We start from the raw sequence: 16847 nt of genomic DNA on the forward strand, positions 1-16847 counted from the left end.
CCTCTGCAAGCCCGGCTCCGCCTTCGGTGGCATAGCGCTGCAGCCATTTGTAGCCCGTCTGCGGGCTGATCCCGAAGCGCCGGCACAGCTCACGGCGATTCGCTCCATCTTTCGTAGCCAGTGCGACAAATTCCTGTTTCAGACTCATGGTGTCTTGTGCTTTCCAAGGCATGGTGATCCTCCGGCAAATTCGCCGGAAAGTGTCCACCATGTCCCCGCACACCTGTCACCTATGTCCCCGGTCTATACAGCGAAGCAAAAGAAAAGTGAGTAGCCAGCCGCCGGGCTACCCCCAGCCAGCTGCCCTCAGCAGAGCCAATCAGCTATTAATTCAATAGCAACCTACAAGACCTTGGACACCCCACCATAAAGCCAGGGCATATCCAGCAGCTTCTCCCCCAGCACCTTCAGCGCGGCATCCCGCCCCCAGCGCAACAGTCCGTCCGCATGGAATATCTGGCCGTTGCGCAAGGCCCTGGTCTGCACTTGCGCATTGCGCTGCCAGCGGTTCAGCGCATAACGCTGCAGCATGGTCGGTACATCAAAGGCCGGGTCCAGCGCCTGCGCCAGGGTGTGGCCCAGCTCGGCGGCGTCTTCAATCGCCATGCCGGCGCCTTGCGCCAGGTAGGGCAGCATCGGGTGGGCGGCATCGCCCAGCAGGGCCACGCGACCTACCGCATGCTGGTGGGAGTCCTGCATGGGCGCTCGATCGCTCAGTGCCCACAAGCGCCAGCCGGCCAGGGCGTCCACCAGCTCGCGCAGCGCGGCACAGCTGCCGGCCAGCGCCGCGGCCAGGTCGACCGCATTGGCGCTGTGGTCCCAGGGGTCGGCATCTGCGGCTACTTCGCCATGCACGATGGCCACCACATTGAGCCACTCGCCGCTGCGCACCGGGTACTGCACCACGTGCATGCGCGGACCCAGCCAGACCGTGACATGCTGGGTCCTGAGCTTTTCGGGCAGACTGGCCTGCGACACCAGTGCCCGGTAGGCAAGGTGGCCGGTGCGCCGCGGCAGGCCGTCGCCCAGCAGCTGCTGGCGCACCGTGCTCCACACGCCATCGGCGCCAACCAGGGCGTCGCCCTCAATTTCCGGCCCGCCTTCGGTTTTCACCGTGACGGCCTGCGCCGTCTGGCTGAAAGATTGCAGCGGACGGTCCAGGTGAAGTTTCGCGTCGGTCTGCTGCTGCACGGCCTGGAGCAGCAGGCCGTGCAGGTCGGCACGGTGCAGCGTGACATAAGGCGCACCATAACGCCGGACCATGCTGGCCCCCAGCGGCAACTCGCCCAGCACCTGGCTCGACACGGCGCTGCGCACCTGCAGGCGCCCGGGAAACGCGGCCACCGCATCAAGCGGCTGAGCCAGCCCCCAGCCGTGCAGCACCTTGACGACGTTGGGGCCCAGCTGAACGCCGGCGCCCACGTCGCTGAAAACGCTTGCGCGTTCAAACAGGCGCACTTCCCAGCCCGCCCGCGAGGCGGACAGCGCCGCCGCCAGCCCACCGATGCCGCCACCGGCAATCAAGGCTTGCCTCATCATGCTGCCATTGCTGCCATCAGGGCTTGAATGCTTCGACCGGCAGCCGTGCGCTTGACACTCCTGCTGTTCGTGTTCAGGCAGCGAGAAGCCGGCTGAGCACCTCGCCGCGCGGTCGCTTGGTGATTTTCAAAAATGTCCTGGGTGCTCATGCAGCGAGAAGCTGCCGAAGCACGAAAGGCAGAATGCCGCCGTTGCGGTAGTAGTCCACTTCGATGGGCGTGTCGATGCGCAGGATCACGCTGACCTCTTCACGCGAGCCGTCGGCGCGGGTGATGACCAGCGTGGCATCGCTCTGGGGCTTGAGTTCGGGGTGGGGAATCACGTCGATGACTTCGTTGCCCGTGAGTTTGAGGGTCTGCCACGATTCGCCGGGCCTGAACTGCAAGGGCAGGACGCCCATGCCCACCAGGTTGCTGCGGTGAATGCGCTCGAAGCTGCGGGCCACCACGGCCTTGATGCCCAGCAGCTGGGTGCCCTTGGCCGCCCAGTCGCGCGACGAGCCGGTGCCGTATTCCTCGCCGGCAAAAATCACCGTTGGCGTGCCTTCTTCAATGTACTTCATGGCGGCGTCGTAAATGAACATCTTCTCCTGTCCCGGCTGGAACAGCGTCACCCCGCCTTCTTCACGCGAGCCCGTTGCATCCGGCGGAATCATCAGGTTCTTGATGCGCACATTSGCAAAGGTGCCGCGCATCATCACGTCGTGGTTGCCGCGGCGYGMGCCGTASTWGTTGAAGTCGGCCTTCTGCACACCGTGCGCCTGCAGCCACAAGCCTGCCGGCGAGCTGGCCTTGATGGAGCCGGCAGGCGAAATATGGTCGGTGGTGATGGAGTCGCCAAACAGCGCCATGATGCGTGCGCTCTTGACCGACACGCTGCCGGCCTCGCCCGCGGCCATGGTGAAATCCTTGAAGAATGGCGGCTCGGCGATGTAGGTGCTGGTGGGCCAGGTGTAGGAGGTGCCTGTCACCCCCTTGATGTTTTCCCAAAGCTTGCCCGGCTCGGTCTTGACCTTGGCGTAATTGGCGCGGAAGGCTTTGCCGTTCATGGCGTACTTCATGAGCTTGTCAATCTCATCGCTGGTCGGCCAGATATCGCCCAGGTAGACATCCTTGCCACCCTTGCCCTTGCCGACCGGCTCGGTCATCAGGTCGCGCATCACCGTGCCGGCAATGGCATACGCCACCACCAGCGGCGGGCTGGCCAAGAAGTTGGCTTTCAGGTTGGGATGGATGCGGGCTTCGAAGTTGCGATTGCCCGACAGCACGGCGGCGCACACCAGGTCGCTCTTGGTGATGGCTTCGTTGATCTCGGGCGTCAAATCCCCGGCGTTGCCGATGCAGGTGGTGCAGCCGTAACCGGCCAGGGCAAAGCCCAGCTTTTCAAGGTAAGGCAACAAGCCGGTTTCGGTCAGGTATTCGGTCACGATACGTGAGCCGGGAGCCAGGGAGGTCTTGATGTGCGGCTGCACTTTCAGGCCCGCTTCCACCGCTTTTTTGGCCAGCAGGCCCGCCGCCAGCAACACGCTGGGGTTCGACGTGTTGGTGCAGCTGGTGATCGCCGCAATCAGCACATCGCCGTTGCCGATGCTGATGCCGGCTTTTTTGGACTCGGGCGTGGGGACCTCGGGATGGGCTGCTGCCATCGTGGCCAGCGTGGGGCGGTTGCCTTCCATTTCGACCACCGAGCGCGGCGCACCCATTGGCGTGGGAAGCGCCCCCGGGAGAGTATCGGCGCGGCCATCGTCCGTGTGCCGCAGCAAGTGCCGCGTAGCCAGCATGCCGGCAGGCTGGTTGAAGCCGTTGTCCGCAATCGGCTTGCTAAAAAGCGAGGCGAACTGGCTGGCCACATGACCCAGTTCGATGCGGTCTTGCGGTCGTTTGGGGCCGGCCAGGCTGGGCGTGACGTCGCCCAGGTCGAGCTTGACCACCTGCGAATAGTCAATGTCACCGGCCTTGGCCACGCCGAACAGGCCCTGCGCCCTGAAGTAAGCCTCGAACGCCTCGATTTCGTCCTTGGTGCGCCCGGTGCCCTTGAAGTACTCGATGGTTTTTTCATCCACCGGGAAAAAACCCATGGTGGCGCCGTATTCGGGCGCCATGTTGCCAATCGTGGCACGGTCGGGCAGGGCCAGCGTGCGGGTGCCTTCGCCGAAGAATTCGACAAACTTGCCGACGACCTTTTCCTTGCGCAGGGTCTCCGTCACGCGCAGCACCAGGTCGGTCGCCGTGACACCCTCGCGCAGCCGGCCCGTCAGTTCAAAACCCACCACGTCAGGCGTGAGGAAATACACCGGCTGGCCCAGCATGGCGGCTTCCGCTTCAATGCCGCCCACGCCCCAGGCCACCACGCCAATACCGTTGATCATGGTGGTGTGGCTGTCGGTGCCGACCAGCGAGTCGGGGTAATACACCCCTTCTTTTGTCTTGTGCACGCCGCGCGCCAGGTATTCGAGATTGACCTGGTGCACGATGCCGAATCCTGGAGGCACCACGCCAAAGGTGTCAAAGGCCTGCATGCCCCATTTCATGAATTCGTAGCGCTCGCGGTTGCGCTGGAATTCGAGCTTCATGTTCAGGTCCAGCGAATTCTTCTTGCCGTAGTAGTCAACCATGATGGAATGGTCCACCACCAGGTCCACCGGCACCAGCGGCTCAATCGATTTCGGGTTCTTGCCCAACTTCAGGGCGACGCTGCGCATCGCAGCCAGGTCGGCCAGCAGCGGCACGCCTGTGAAGTCCTGCAGCACCACGCGCGAAACCACAAAGGGGATTTCCTGCGTACGGTCCGCACGGGGCGCCCAGTTGGCCACCTCCGCCACATGCTCGGCCGTCACTTTTTTTCCATCGCAGTTGCGCAGCACCGACTCGAGCACGATGCGTATGGACACCGGCAGGCGCGCCACCTTGGGGAACTGTTTGGCCAGCGCGGGCAGGGAATAGAACTCGCCCGTTTTGCCTGACGCGGTTTTGAAGGTTTTGCGCGTTGCAGCGAAAGCATGGGAAGGACGGGCGGGCGTAGGCAATTTGGCCATGGCAGACTCCTTTTTGTTAAACCAACAGCCTCCATTCTGGCAGGCGCCGGGCTGATGTGGGAGCCTTTGGCAACATACCCGGCAAGGTGGCGCGAGCTTTCACGGCCTGCCGCACAAGGCCCGCAACCACCTTTGCCAGCCCCTTCACCAGGCCGGCTGGGGCGCCGAGCGGCGTAATCCGAAAAACTGGAGTTCGGCCAGCACCGCCACGGTCAGCGCCTGCGCCACCACATAGGCCGCACCCAGCAGGGAGGGCGCCACGCGGCCACTGACCAGCAGCAGCGCACAAGCGATGGCCCAGCCCAGATTACCCGCCAGCAGCACCCAGACCAGGGGCCTCGGCAAGGGGTCACGCGTGGAAACAAAGGCCACCGCCGCCGCATACACGAGCAAAAATTCGCCGGTGTAGGCCAGCAAGGCCTCAGGCAAGCCCAGCAGTTGGGCCATGTGGCCCGTGAAAACGACCTGAAGCACACCGCAAGCCACGCACGAGAGCGCATCGGCACGCAGCACATTGCGCAGGAAGTTGGGGGAGGACATGAACGAAATGGAAGACATTGCAAACTCCTTGGATTAACTTGGATTAACTTGAATTGAACCTGGGTTGAGATAGCCGGTTAAGTCAGCCAGCGCACCTGGCTATCAATCAGTGCGGCATGGACTTGAATCATTCCCGCGGGGGCGCCGCAAGTCGATGACGTGGGAGGTAATGGAATACCGGCCTGCTGGCGCTTTAGGATGGCACCATGAACACAAGCACCCTCCAACCGTTTGGTGATCACCTGCGCCACTGGCGCCGGCACCGTCGCCTGAGCCAGCTGGACCTGGCCCATGAGGCGGAGATTTCGACCCGGCACCTGAGTTTTGTGGAAACCGGCCGGTCCGTTCCCAGCCGTGAAATGGTGTTGCGCCTTTCTGAGCGCCTGGACATTCCGCTGCGCGAGCGCAATGCCCTGCTGGTGGCGGCGGGCTATGCACCGATGTACCGCGAGCGGCCACTCCATGATCCGGCGCTGGATTCGGCCCGGCAGGCGGTGGAGTTGCTGCTGAAAAGCCACGAACCCTACCCCGCCTTGGCAATCGACCGGCACTGGAACCTGGTCGCGGCCAACCGCATGGTGCCGCACCTGATGGCCGGGGCCGATGCGTCGCTGCTGCAGGCGCCCGTGAATGTGTTGCGCCTGAGCCTGCACCCGCTGGGGCTGGCCCCAAAAATTGCCAACCTGGCGCAGTGGCGCGCCCACCTGTTCGAACGCCTGCGCCAGCAAATCACGGCTACCGCCGACCCGGTGCTGGTGGCCCTGCTGGAAGAACTGAAGGCCTACCCCGAGCCTGAAGACAACGCCGGCCTGCAGCTCGACGGCGAGCACGCGGGTGTCGTCATGCCCTTCAAGTTCACCACGCCGGCCGGCGTGCTGACATTGATCAGCACCACCACCATCTTCGGCTCGCCCGTCGACGTCACGCTGCAGGAGCTGGCGATGGAGACATTCTTTCCGGCCGATGAGTTCACCAGGAAAACCCTGCAGACCTTGATGCCGCAGACTTGACCCGGCTCATTGGCTCCCATTGAACAGCGCCTTACTCAGATAGAGCAGATAGAGCAGATAGAGCAGATAGAGCAGATAGAGCGTTGACTACAGACACTGTTGAAACAAAAAGAAAAAGCCCCGCAACTTTCGCTGCGGGGCTTTTTGTCGAACCTGCCAGACTTTTTGAGGGGTCCGGGTGAACGCGGAATGGAAGTGGATGGAAGCTTACGCTGCCACGCCATCCTTCACGGTGTCCGCCATATCCGTGTAATCCTTGACCTTGTCAAAGTTCAGGTACTGGTACACGGTGCTGCTGGCCGCCGTCAACACGCCCATGTCGGCCATGTACTCCGCCTTGGTCGGGATGCGACCGAGCTTGGAACAGATTGCGGCCAGCTCGGCGGAGCCGAGGTACACATTGGAGTTCTTGCCCAGGCGGTTCGGGAAGTTGCGGGTGGACGTGGAGAACACCGTGGCGCCCTCTTTCACCTGCGCCTGATTGCCCATACACAGGCTGCAACCCGGCATTTCCATGCGCGCGCCGGCCGAGCCGAGCACGCCGTAATGGCCTTCTTCGGTCAGCTGCTTGGCATCCATCTTGGTCGGCGGAGCCATCCAGAGTTTCACGGGAATGTCGCGCTTGTTTTCGAGCAGCTTGGACGCGGCGCGGAAATGGCCGATGTTGGTCATGCAGGAACCGATGAACACTTCGTCGATCTTGGAACCCGCCACGTCGGCCAGCGTCTTCACGTCGTCCGGATCGTTCGGGCAGGCCACGATGGGTTCGTGGATGTCGGCCAGGTCGATCTCGATCACGGCGGCGTATTCGGCATCCGCATCGCCTTTGAGCAGCTGCGGATCGGCCAGCCAGGCTTCCATGGCGGCGATACGGCGGTTGATAGTGCGCACATCCGAGTACCCCGTCGCAATCATCCATTTCAGCATCGTGATGTTGCTGGTGATGTATTCGATGATGGGTTCCTTGTTCAGGTGCACCGTGCAACCACCGGCGGAGCGCTCGGCAGATGCATCGCTCAGTTCAAACGCCTGCTCTACCTTCAAGTCAGGCAAGCCTTCAATCTCCAGGATGCGGCCCGAGAAGACGTTTTTCTTGCCCTGCTTGGCCACCGTCAGCAAACCGGCCTTGATGGCGTACAGCGGAATGGCATTGACCAGGTCGCGCAGGGTGATGCCGGGCTGCATTTCGCCCTTGAAGCGAACCAGCACCGACTCAGGCATGTCCAGCGGCATCACGCCGGTGGCGGCGCCGAAAGCCACGAGGCCGGAACCCGCGGGGAAGCTGATGCCGATGGGGAAACGGGTATGGCTGTCGCCGCCGGTGCCCACGGTGTCGGGCAACAGCATGCGGTTGAGCCAGCTGTGGATGATGCCGTCGCCGGGACGCAGCGAAATGCCGCCGCGCGTGCTGATGAAGTCAGGCAGCTCGTGGTGCATCTTCACGTCCACCGGTTTCGGATAGGCCGCGGTGTGGCAGAAGGACTGCATCACCAGGTCGGAGCTGAAGCCCAGGCAGGCCAGGTCTTTCAGTTCGTCGCGCGTCATCGGGCCGGTGGTGTCCTGCGAACCGACAGAGGTCATCTTGGGTTCACAGTAGGTACCGGGGCGTACGCCCTGACCTTCAGGCAGGCCGACCGCGCGGCCGACCATTTTTTGCGCCAGCGTGAAACCGCGGCCGCTGTCAACGGGGTTTTGCGGCAGACGGAACTGGGTCGACACCGGCAGGCCCAGCGCTAAGCGCGCCTTGGCGGTCAGACCGCGGCCGACGATCAGCGGAATGCGGCCACCGGCGCGCACTTCGTCAAACAGCACATCGCTCTTGAGCTTGAACTCGGCGATCACCTTGCCGTCTTTCAGGGCCTTGCCTTCGTAGGGGCGCAGCTCGATCACGTCGCCCATGGCCATCTGGCTCACGTCGAGTTCGATCGGCAGCGCGCCGGAATCTTCCATGGTGTTGTAGAAAATCGGAGCGATCTTGCCGCCCAGGCAAACACCGCCAAAGCGCTTGTTGGGCACATAGGGGATGTCCTGGCCGGTCCACCACAGCACCGAGTTGGTCGCTGACTTGCGCGATGAACCCGTGCCCACCACGTCGCCCACATAGGCCACGAGATTGCCCTTGGCCTTGAGCTCTTCAATGAACTTGACCGGGCCGCGCTTGCCGTCTTCTTCGGGCGTGACGCCAGGACGGGCATTCTTGTGCATGGCCAGCGCATGCAGTGGAATATCGGGGCGGCTCCAGGCGTCGGGCGCGGGAGACAGGTCGTCGGTATTGATTTCGCCGGCAACCTTGAACACGGTCAACTTGATGGACTCGGGCACCTCGGGGCGGCTGGTGAACCATTCGGCGTCGGCCCAGCTTTGCAGCACGGCCTTGGCGTATTTGTTGCCCTTGTCGGATTTTTCCTGGACGTCGTGGAACTGGTCGAACATCAGCAGGGTGTTCTTCAGGCCGCTGGCCGCTTGCGCGGCCACACTGTCTTCGGCGTCGTCAAGCAGCGCAATCATCGGGCTGATGTTGTAGCCGCCCAGCATGGTGCCCAGCAATTGGGTGGCTTTTTCGCGCGAGATCAGCGCGCACTTTTCGGTACCGTGGGCCACGGCCGCCAGGTAGCTGGCCTTGACCTTGGCAGCGTCATCGACGCCGGCGGGAACACGGTGGGTGATGAGTTCAACCAGAAATGCGTCCTCGCCCTTCGGCGGGTTTTTCAGCAGCTCAATGACCTCGGCGGTTTGCTGGGCCGACAGCGGCAGCGGTGAAATGCCCGCAATGGCGCGCTCGGCGACATGGTTGCGGTAGCTTTGCAAAAACTCGGACGACATGCTGGTTTTCTCCTGTATTCAAAAATCGTGGGGATCGCGGGTTGGGTCTTGGGGGCTGAAAGTGGTGCTTACCTGACGGCCGGCGCGGCGGGCGCAGGTGCGACAGCCGCTGGCTGCGCAATGACCGGCGCCGTCACGGCAGCGGCCACAGGCTTGGGCGCATCCAGCACGCTGGCTGGCGGGTTCAGCTTCATGGCCTCGCCCACCGCCACTTGCGACGGGCTCACGCACTCGTCGGCCAGGCGGATGCCCAGTTTCTGGTTCATCAGCATCGATTTGTTGGCCAATTGCAGCCACACCGCACCGGCCTTTTTGTCTTCCAGGCGAATGGCGCCGGTGGTGGTGGCCACCGGGAACATGCGATATTTGAAGTTCTTGCCTTGCAGGTCAAAGTAGCCGGGGGCTTTGGTGTCCGCCGTCAGCGTGACCGAAGCACCGAGTTCGCAAGGCAGACTGCCCACATGCACGCGCTCGGCAATGGCCAGCTCGGCTGGCGTCATTGCATCCTCCGCGGCCTCAATGCCCGCCGCCACGTTTTTGGCCGTGGTTTTGAGGTTGGTGCGGTCGGCGCTGACAGCCGGTTTTTTGGCGGCAGCTGGTTTGGCCGCAGCTTTGGCGGCAGGGGCAGCAGGCTTGTCGGCTGTGGTTTGCGCCGCCGCCATGCCAGGGCTGGCCAGCAAAACAGCAGCGACCATCGTGGCAGCAGTGGCAGCAAGGGTGGCGGAGTGAATGGTTTTCATGCGGTTGGTGACAATCTTGGTGAGGGGATGCTCAGGAATGAGCGGTCTGGAAATAAGTCCGGGCTTCGGCGGGCAGCGCCCGACCCGTCTGGTGCGCGCGCTCCAGCACCTGCCAGTAATAACGGTAACTCGCGCGGTCGTGCAATTTACCTTCAAAACTAATGGGAGCCCAATCAGCGCGCTCAGCAGCAGCTATTATTTTTGTAGCATCTTCAATCTCGCCCTCGCTGGGCGCAAAGGCCTCCAGGATGGGGCGGATCTGGTTGGGGTGAATGCTCCACATGCGGGTGTAGCCCAATTGGCGAGCCGCATGGCGGGCGGCCAGGGTCATGGCAGCCGTGTCATTGAACTCTGTGACAACGCAATGCGATGGCACCTTGCCATGCGCATGGCAGGCGGAGGCAATCTCGAGCTTGGCGCGCACCACCAGCGGATGCGTGAACTGGCCCTGGCTGCTCATGCCGTCGGCCGGAATCGCGCCGCCGTGGGCGGAGACAAAATCCATCAGCCCGAAGCTGAGCGACTGCACGCGCGGATGCGCGGCAATGTCAAAGGCGTTGTGCACCGCCAGCGGCGATTCGATCAGCACATGCAGCGGCAAGTCGCCGGCCGATGCGGCGATCAGCGCCTGTTCTGCCCTGATCACGTCATCGACCGACTCGACCTTGGGCACCATGATGTGCGAAAGCCGTTGCGCCAGCTTGCTGGCAATGGTGGCCATGTCGGACTCAAAAGCCGGATGGTCTACCGCATGCACGCGAACGGCCACACGGGCCTTGTCGCTGGCAAGCGTGGCCAGTGCTACCACCATGGCCGCGTGGTCGGCCTCGCCGCCTACGGGTGCGCCGTCTTCGCAGTCCAGCGTCACGTCAAAAACGCAGGCGCCAAACTCCTCGCACATCTCGGCCTGCAGTTGCAGGCTTTTGCGCATCCGCGCCTCCACGCCGCTGTAGTGGTCACAAACAGGCAGGACACCGCTTGCGGCCTGAGCGCCGAGGAGAACTTCGCGCGGATGTTTCACTACTGAATTTGCCTTTGCAATCAGAGCAAATGGGCAACGCCTGCCTGCTCGCCTTGCAACTCTTCCAGCGTCTTGTTGATACGCTCCTGGCTGAACGCGTCAATCTCCAGGCCTTCGACCAGTTTGTACTCGCCGTTTTCGCAGGTCACGGGGAAACCGAACATCGTGTCTTTCGGAATGCCGTACTGGCCGTCCGACGGGATGCCCATGGTGACCCATTTGCCGTTGGTGCCGAGGGCCCAGTCGCGCATATGGTCGATGGCGGCGTTGGCGGCCGAGGCAGCCGACGACAAACCACGGGCTTCAATGATGGCGGCGCCACGCTTGCCCACGGTGGGCAGGAACACATTGGCGTTCCATTCCTGGTCGTTGATCATCTTGGCGACGCTTTCGCCGTTGATGGTGGCAAAACGGTAGTCGGCGTACATGGTGGGCGAGTGGTTGCCCCAGACGGTGAGTTTTTCAATGTCAGCCACGGCCTTGCCGGTCTTGGCAGCGATCTGGCTGGCGGCACGGTTGTGATCCAGGCGCAGCATGGCGGTGAAGTTCTTGCGCGGCAGGTCGGGCGCGCTCTTCATGGCGATGTAGGCGTTGGTATTGGCCGGATTGCCGACCACCAGCACCTTGACGTTGCGGCTGGCCACGGCGTTGAGGGCCTTGCCTTGCGCGGTGAAGATGGCGCCATTGACGGCCAGCAGTTCAGCGCGCTCCATGCCGGGGCCGCGCGGACGCGAACCGACCAGCAGCGCGTAGTCGGCATCCTTGAACGCGGTCATCGGGTCGCTGTGCGCCTCCATGCCGACCAGCAGCGGGAATGCGCAGTCGTCAAGCTCCATCATCACGCCCTTGAGCGCTTTCTGGGGGCCTTCAACCGGCACTTCGAGCAATTGCAGAATGACAGGCTGGTCCTTGCCGAGCATCTCGCCAGAGGCGATGCGGAACAACAAGGCATAACCGATTTGACCAGCTGCACCAGTGACGGCAACACGGACGGGTTTTTTGCTCATGATTGAGGACTCCAGGAAGTTTGAAAATCGGTTGAAAAAGGGGTGTGAACGGCGTGAGGTGTTTGGCGCCAGCCTGGAGATTTCAGGTCAATCCGGACGGGGCTTTTACCCCAAAATTCCCCGGAACAGGCAGGCTGCGCGTTGGACTCAGCCGAAGATTTTACGCCTGAAAATGCCCGCCCGTCAATTTGTCTTATGTCTTATATAAGATATGATAAGCAGGATTAATACCGTTCTGCCATGACCGCCATTCCCGTCTCGTCTGTCGATGATTTTGCAGGTGCCACCCCGGCGTTCAGCCCGCTGTACCAGCAAATCAAGGGCCTGATCCTGCAAAGCCTGCAGTCGGGCGAGTGGAAGCCCGGCGAAGCCATTCCATCTGAAATGGAACTGGCGGCCCGTTACCGCGTCAGCCAGGGCACGGTGCGCAAGGCAATTGACGAGCTGGCCACCGACAACCTGGTGGTGCGCCGCCAAGGCAAAGGCACTTTTGTGGCCACGCATGCAGAGCAGCATGTGCAGTTCCGCTTCCTGAAGCTTGTGCCCGACTCCGGCATTCCGGGCAGCGAAGGCCCCGCACAGCGCGACATCATCGACTGCCGGCGCATCCGCGCCAGCGCCGACATTGCACGCGCCCTGGCGCTGCGTACTGGCGACGCGGTGCTGCAGGCGCGCCGGGTGCTGAGTTTTTCCGGCACGCCCACCATCCTGGAAGACCTGTGGCTACCGGCCGCGCCATTCAAGGGCCTGACCGCCGAACGCCTGGCCGGCTACCACGGCCCGATGTACGCCCTGTTCGAGACCGAATTCAATGTGCGCATGGTTCGCGCCGAAGAAAAAATACGTGCCGAACCCGCTACGGATGGTCGTGAACTGCTATTAAAAGTAGCGCATGGAACACCACTGCTGAGCGTGGAGCGCATTGCCTATACCTACAACGACGTCCCCATGGAGCTGCGGCGCGGCTACTACCGCACCGACACCCACCACTATCACAACACCCTGAGTTGAAACCGAAACCCCGAAACCGAAACCAAAACCCGAAGACAACAGACCCATGAAAACGATGTTTCCCCACCCAAGGCAACGCGCAAGCGGCAGCGCGGCGGGCGGCGGAAAATCAGGCCGAGCGGGACGATTTGTAAGATACGTGCCCCAATGTGTATCCCATCAGATTTCCAGCGCACTGGAACGGGGCGCATTTGCCGTTAAAACCCACTTTTTCCGATAAAAACTTTCAGCCATGGGGCACCCGGCCCAAGATTCATGCTGCATTGCAATAGAATTTCGGGCTGAGCAGCTTTTGATGGTTACAAACCAGTTACTCAAAAATATAGAAAGCCAAGTATGTCCGAATCAGCGACAACCGTAGCGAAGAAGCGGCCCGAGTTCCGCAACATCAACGCCTTTACCGACCTCCCCAGCTATCGCCTGCCCCTCGCCGGCCTTGTCTCCATCCTCCACCGCATCAGCGGGGCCATCATGTTTTTACTGATGCCCTTCATCATCTGGATGTTCGACACCTCGATATCGTCGGAAATCTCCTTCTCCAGATTCAAGTCCGCATTCAACGCGGGCATGCTCGGCCTGCCGGGTTTCCTCTGGAAGCTCGTCGCGCTGGCACTGATTTGGGCCTACCTGCACCATTTCATCGCAGGGCTTCGCCACTTGTGGATGGACACCAGCCATGCGGCCGTGAGCAAGGAATTCGGCAAGTCATCAGCCGCCGTCACGCTGGCCGTGAGCATTGGCCTCACGCTCGTGCTCGGCGCCAAGCTGTTTGGCCTTTACTAACTAGAAGGAGCTCACCATGTCTGTCAATTACGGCTCCAAGCGCATTGTTGTCGGCGCTCACTATGGCCTGCGCGACTGGCTGGCCCAGCGCGTGACCGCGGCCCTGATGGCCCTGTTCACCCTGCTGGTACTGGCCCAGATCCTTTTCAGCAAAGGCCCCATCGGCTATGACAAATGGGCCGGCATTTTCTCATCGCAATGGATGAAGGTGCTGACCTTCACCATCATCATCGCCCTGCTCTGGCACGTGTGGGTCGGCATGCGCGACATCTGGATGGACTACATCAAGCCGGTCGGGCTGCGCCTGGGCCTGCAGGTGTTCACCATGGTCTGGCTGGTGGCGTGCGCCGGCTGGGGCATTCAGGTCCTGTGGCGCCTGTGAGGCCCGTTTAAAGCACCGCTGACCGCCCCCGACTAAAAAGATTCCCAAATAAACATGACCGCTACCTCCAAACTCCCCAAGCGTAAATTTGACGTTGTGATCGTCGGTGCCGGCGGCTCCGGCATGCGCGCTTCGCTGCAGCTCGCACGCGCCGGCCTGAACGTGGCCGTGCTGTCCAAGGTGTTCCCCACGCGCTCCCATACGGTGGCCGCGCAGGGTGGCATTGGCGCCTCGCTGGGCAACATGTCGGAAGACAACTGGCACTACCACTTCTTCGACACCGTCAAGGGTTCCGACTGGCTCGGCGACCAGGACGCCATTGAATACATGTGCCGTGAAGCACCCAAGGTTGTCTACGACCTGGAACACATGGGCATGCCGTTCGACCGCAACCCGGATGGCACGATTTACCAGCGCCCGTTCGGCGGCCACACCGCCAACTACGGCGAAAAGCCGGTGCAGCGCGCCTGCGCCGCCGCCGACCGCACCGGCCACGCCATGCTGCACACGCTGTACCAGCAGAACGTCAAGGAAAAGACCAGCTTCTTTGTGGAATGGCTGGCCATGGACCTGATCCGCGACGCCGATGGCGATGTCGTGGGCGTGACCGCACTGGAAATGGAAACCGGTGACGTGCATATCTTCGAAGCCAAGACCACCCTGCTCGCAACAGGTGGCGCCGGCCGCATTTTTGCGGCCTCCACCAACGCGTTCATCAACACTGGTGACGGCCTGGGCATGGCCGCGCGCGCCGGCATTCCGCTGGAAGACATGGAGTTCTGGCAGTTCCACCCCACCGGCGTGCATGGCGCCGGCGTGCTGCTGACCGAAGGCTGCCGCGGCGAAGGCGCCATTTTGCGCAACAGCAACGGCGAACGCTTCATGGAGCGCTATGCGCCCGCCTACAAGGATCTGGCGCCGCGTGACTACGTGTCGCGCTGCATGGACCAGGAAATCAAGGAAGGCCGCGGCTGCGGCCCCAACAAGGACTACATCAACCTCGACATGACCCACCTGGGCGCCGAGACCATCATGAAGCGCCTGCCGTCGGTGTTCGAGATTGGCCACAACTTTGCCAACGTCGACATCACCAAGGAACCGATTCCCGTGGTGCCCACCATCCACTACCAGATGGGCGGCATTCCGACCAACATCCATGGCCAGGTGGTCACCCAGAACGCCGACAACAAGAGCGAAGTTGTTAACGGCCTTTATGCCGTGGGCGAATGCTCCTGCGTCAGCGTGCACGGCGCCAACCGCCTGGGCACCAATTCGCTGCTGGACCTGCTGGTGTTCGGCCGCGCTGCGGGCAACCACATTGTTGAATTCAACAATACCAACAAGACGCACAAGCCGCTGCCGGCCGACGCGGCCGACCTGACGCTGGCGCGCATTGCCCGGCTGGACAACGCGAGCGGCGGCGAGTACGCGCAGGATGTGGCCAACGACATCCGCACGGCCATGCAGACGCATGCCGGCGTGTTCCGCACCCAGGCCCTGATGGACGAGGGCGTCACCAAGATCGCGGCCTTGCGCGAACGTGTGAAGAACATCGGCCTGAAGGACAAGTCAAAAATCTTCAACACCGCACGCATCGAAGCGCTGGAAGTGGAAAACCTGATCGAGGCGGCAGAGGCCACCATCGTGTCGGCTGCCGCCCGCCACGAAAGCCGCGGCGCGCACTCGGTTGATGACTACGGCGATACGCCAGAGCATCCCAATGGTCGCAACGACACCGACTGGCACAAGCACACGCTGTGGCACAGCGAGGGCAGCCGCCTGAGCTACAAGCCCGTGCAGATGAAGCCGCTGACGGTCGAGTCCGTGCCACTCAAAGTGCGCAGCTTCTAAGCGCAAGCCAAGCGAACCAGTCAAGCCAACAAGACCGCGAGAAACGCCCCATGTCAAAACGTACCTTCCAGATCTACCGCTACGACCCGGACACCGACGCCAAGCCCTACATGCAGACCATCGAGGTGGAGCTCGACGGCAGCGAGCGCATGTTGCTGGACGCCCTGATGAAGCTCAAGGCGCAGGATCCGAGCATCAGCTTTCGCCGCTCCTGCCGCGAAGGCGTTTGCGGCTCCGACGCGATGAACATCAACGGCAAGAACGGCCTGGCCTGCCTGACCAACATGCGCACGCTGCCCGGCACGATTGTCCTGAAGCCGCTGCCCGGCCTGCCCGTGGTGCGCGACCTGATTGTCGACATGACGCAGTTCTTCAAGCAGTACAACTCGATCAAGCCCTACCTGATCAACGATAACGTACCGCCCGAAAAAGAGCGCCTGCAAAGCCCCGAGGAGCGCGACGAGCTCAACGGCCTCTACGAGTGCATCCTGTGCGCCAGTTGTTCCACCTCCTGCCCCAGCTTCTGGTGGAATCCCGACAAGTTTGTCGGCCCCGCCGGCCTGCTGCAGGCTTACCGTTTCATTGCCGACAGCCGCGATGAAGCCACGGCCGAGCGGCTCGACAACCTGGAAGACCCGTACCGGCTGTTCCGCTGCCACACCATCATGAACTGCGTCGATGTCTGCCCCAAGGGCCTGAATCCGACCCGAGCCATTGGCAAGATCAAGGAAATGATGGTCCTGCGCGCAGTCTGATCAATTATTTGGCATGATTGGCATGGAAGCCCCTGACGTTTTGCTCGATGAGCGCGCCCTGAGCAAGCTCAAGTGGCGCTGCCGCCGGGGCCTGCTGGAAAACGACCTGCTGATCGAAAAGTTCTTTTCCCGCCACGAAGCGACGCTCAGCGTCAGGCAGGCAAAAGGCTTGAATGATTTAATGGACTTGTCCGACAACGATTTGCTGGACCTGCTGTTAAAACGTCGGGAACCTGACCAGCTTCCCGATGCTGATGCGTTGGCAAGCGCCTCTACTTCGGAAGCGCTTGAGGTTTTAAATTTGCTGCGCACCGCAGCGGCCGGCCGCGTGGCTGTTTCCATGTGATTTGA

The 16847-nt window shown here is 62.1% G+C and carries 15 protein-coding genes; 7 read left to right on the top strand and 8 right to left on the bottom strand.

The features are described from left to right. From AC1DUR_RS18430 to AC1DUR_RS18445, 4 genes are all read right to left on the bottom strand, one after another. On the bottom strand, window positions 1-172 hold a 172-nt coding region (locus AC1DUR_RS18430; RefSeq protein ID WP_477718424.1), incomplete at its 3' end, for a helix-turn-helix domain-containing protein. A 170-nt stretch (window positions 173-342) separates the two neighbouring features. Further along, on the bottom strand, window positions 343-1539 hold the full coding sequence (locus tag AC1DUR_RS18435; protein ID WP_477720254.1) for an FAD-dependent monooxygenase: 1197 nt from the start codon (window positions 1537-1539) through the stop codon (window positions 343-345). Window positions 1540-1684: 145 nt separating this feature from the next. Next, window positions 1685-4573, bottom strand: coding sequence for an aconitate hydratase (locus AC1DUR_RS18440; RefSeq protein ID WP_477721941.1), 2889 nt, complete (start codon window positions 4571-4573; stop codon window positions 1685-1687). 144 nt (window positions 4574-4717) lie between these two features. Then, complete coding sequence (locus AC1DUR_RS18445; protein WP_477720256.1) at window positions 4718-5131, bottom strand: hypothetical protein; 414 nt, start codon at window positions 5129-5131, stop codon at window positions 4718-4720. Between the two features lie 188 nt (window positions 5132-5319). On the opposite strand from AC1DUR_RS18445, the gene AC1DUR_RS18450 reads away from it, so the two are divergent. Continuing rightward, the gene (locus tag AC1DUR_RS18450) at window positions 5320-6123 is read left to right on the top strand and encodes an MmyB family transcriptional regulator (RefSeq protein ID WP_477720257.1); all 804 of its coding nucleotides are present in this window, start codon (window positions 5320-5322) and stop codon (window positions 6121-6123) included. Between the two features lie 207 nt (window positions 6124-6330). On the opposite strand, the gene AC1DUR_RS18455 is transcribed toward AC1DUR_RS18450, so the two are convergent. The 4 genes from AC1DUR_RS18455 to AC1DUR_RS18470 all read right to left on the bottom strand — a co-directional run bounded on the left by AC1DUR_RS18455 (window position 6331) and on the right by AC1DUR_RS18470 (window position 11714). Then, a complete protein-coding gene (locus AC1DUR_RS18455) occupies window positions 6331-8946 on the bottom strand; it encodes a bifunctional aconitate hydratase 2/2-methylisocitrate dehydratase (RefSeq protein WP_477721942.1) in 2616 nt (871 codons plus the stop codon). A gap of 68 nt (window positions 8947-9014) precedes the next feature. After that, a complete protein-coding gene (locus AC1DUR_RS18460; protein ID WP_477720259.1) occupies window positions 9015-9686 on the bottom strand; it encodes a hypothetical protein in 672 nt (223 codons plus the stop codon). A 31-nt stretch (window positions 9687-9717) separates the two neighbouring features. After that, window positions 9718-10707 carry an HpcH/HpaI aldolase/citrate lyase family protein gene (locus AC1DUR_RS18465; protein WP_477720260.1) on the bottom strand — a complete coding sequence of 330 codons (990 nt, stop codon included), beginning with the start codon at window positions 10705-10707 and terminating at the stop codon, window positions 9718-9720. Between the two features lie 20 nt (window positions 10708-10727). Next, window positions 10728-11714, bottom strand: a complete 987-nt coding sequence (locus AC1DUR_RS18470) for a malate dehydrogenase (protein WP_477721943.1) — start codon at window positions 11712-11714, stop codon at window positions 10728-10730. 240 nt (window positions 11715-11954) lie between these two features. Between AC1DUR_RS18470 and AC1DUR_RS18475 the strand changes: the two genes are divergently transcribed. The 6 genes from AC1DUR_RS18475 to AC1DUR_RS18500 all read left to right on the top strand — a co-directional run bounded on the left by AC1DUR_RS18475 (window position 11955) and on the right by AC1DUR_RS18500 (window position 16842). Beyond that, window positions 11955-12725, top strand: a complete 771-nt coding sequence (locus AC1DUR_RS18475) for a GntR family transcriptional regulator (protein ID WP_477721944.1) — start codon at window positions 11955-11957, stop codon at window positions 12723-12725. Window positions 12726-13061: 336 nt separating this feature from the next. Continuing rightward, a complete protein-coding gene (gene sdhC, locus AC1DUR_RS18480; protein WP_011484499.1) occupies window positions 13062-13508 on the top strand; it encodes a succinate dehydrogenase, cytochrome b556 subunit in 447 nt (148 codons plus the stop codon). Between the two features lie 16 nt (window positions 13509-13524). Then, window positions 13525-13890, top strand: coding sequence for a succinate dehydrogenase, hydrophobic membrane anchor protein (sdhD, locus tag AC1DUR_RS18485; protein WP_011484500.1), 366 nt, complete (start codon window positions 13525-13527; stop codon window positions 13888-13890). Between the two features lie 54 nt (window positions 13891-13944). After that, complete coding sequence (gene sdhA, locus AC1DUR_RS18490) at window positions 13945-15741, top strand: succinate dehydrogenase flavoprotein subunit (RefSeq protein ID WP_477720263.1); 1797 nt, start codon at window positions 13945-13947, stop codon at window positions 15739-15741. Window positions 15742-15791: 50 nt separating this feature from the next. Beyond that, window positions 15792-16496: a succinate dehydrogenase iron-sulfur subunit gene (locus tag AC1DUR_RS18495; RefSeq protein WP_011484502.1), complete on the top strand. Its 705-nt coding sequence runs from the start codon at window positions 15792-15794 to the stop codon at window positions 16494-16496. Window positions 16497-16518: 22 nt separating this feature from the next. Further along, window positions 16519-16842: an FAD assembly factor SdhE gene (locus AC1DUR_RS18500; protein WP_477720334.1), complete on the top strand. Its 324-nt coding sequence runs from the start codon at window positions 16519-16521 to the stop codon at window positions 16840-16842. The last annotated feature ends 5 nt before the right edge of the window (window positions 16843-16847 follow it).

The organism is Polaromonas sp. P4_F4 (genome assembly GCF_056401355.1).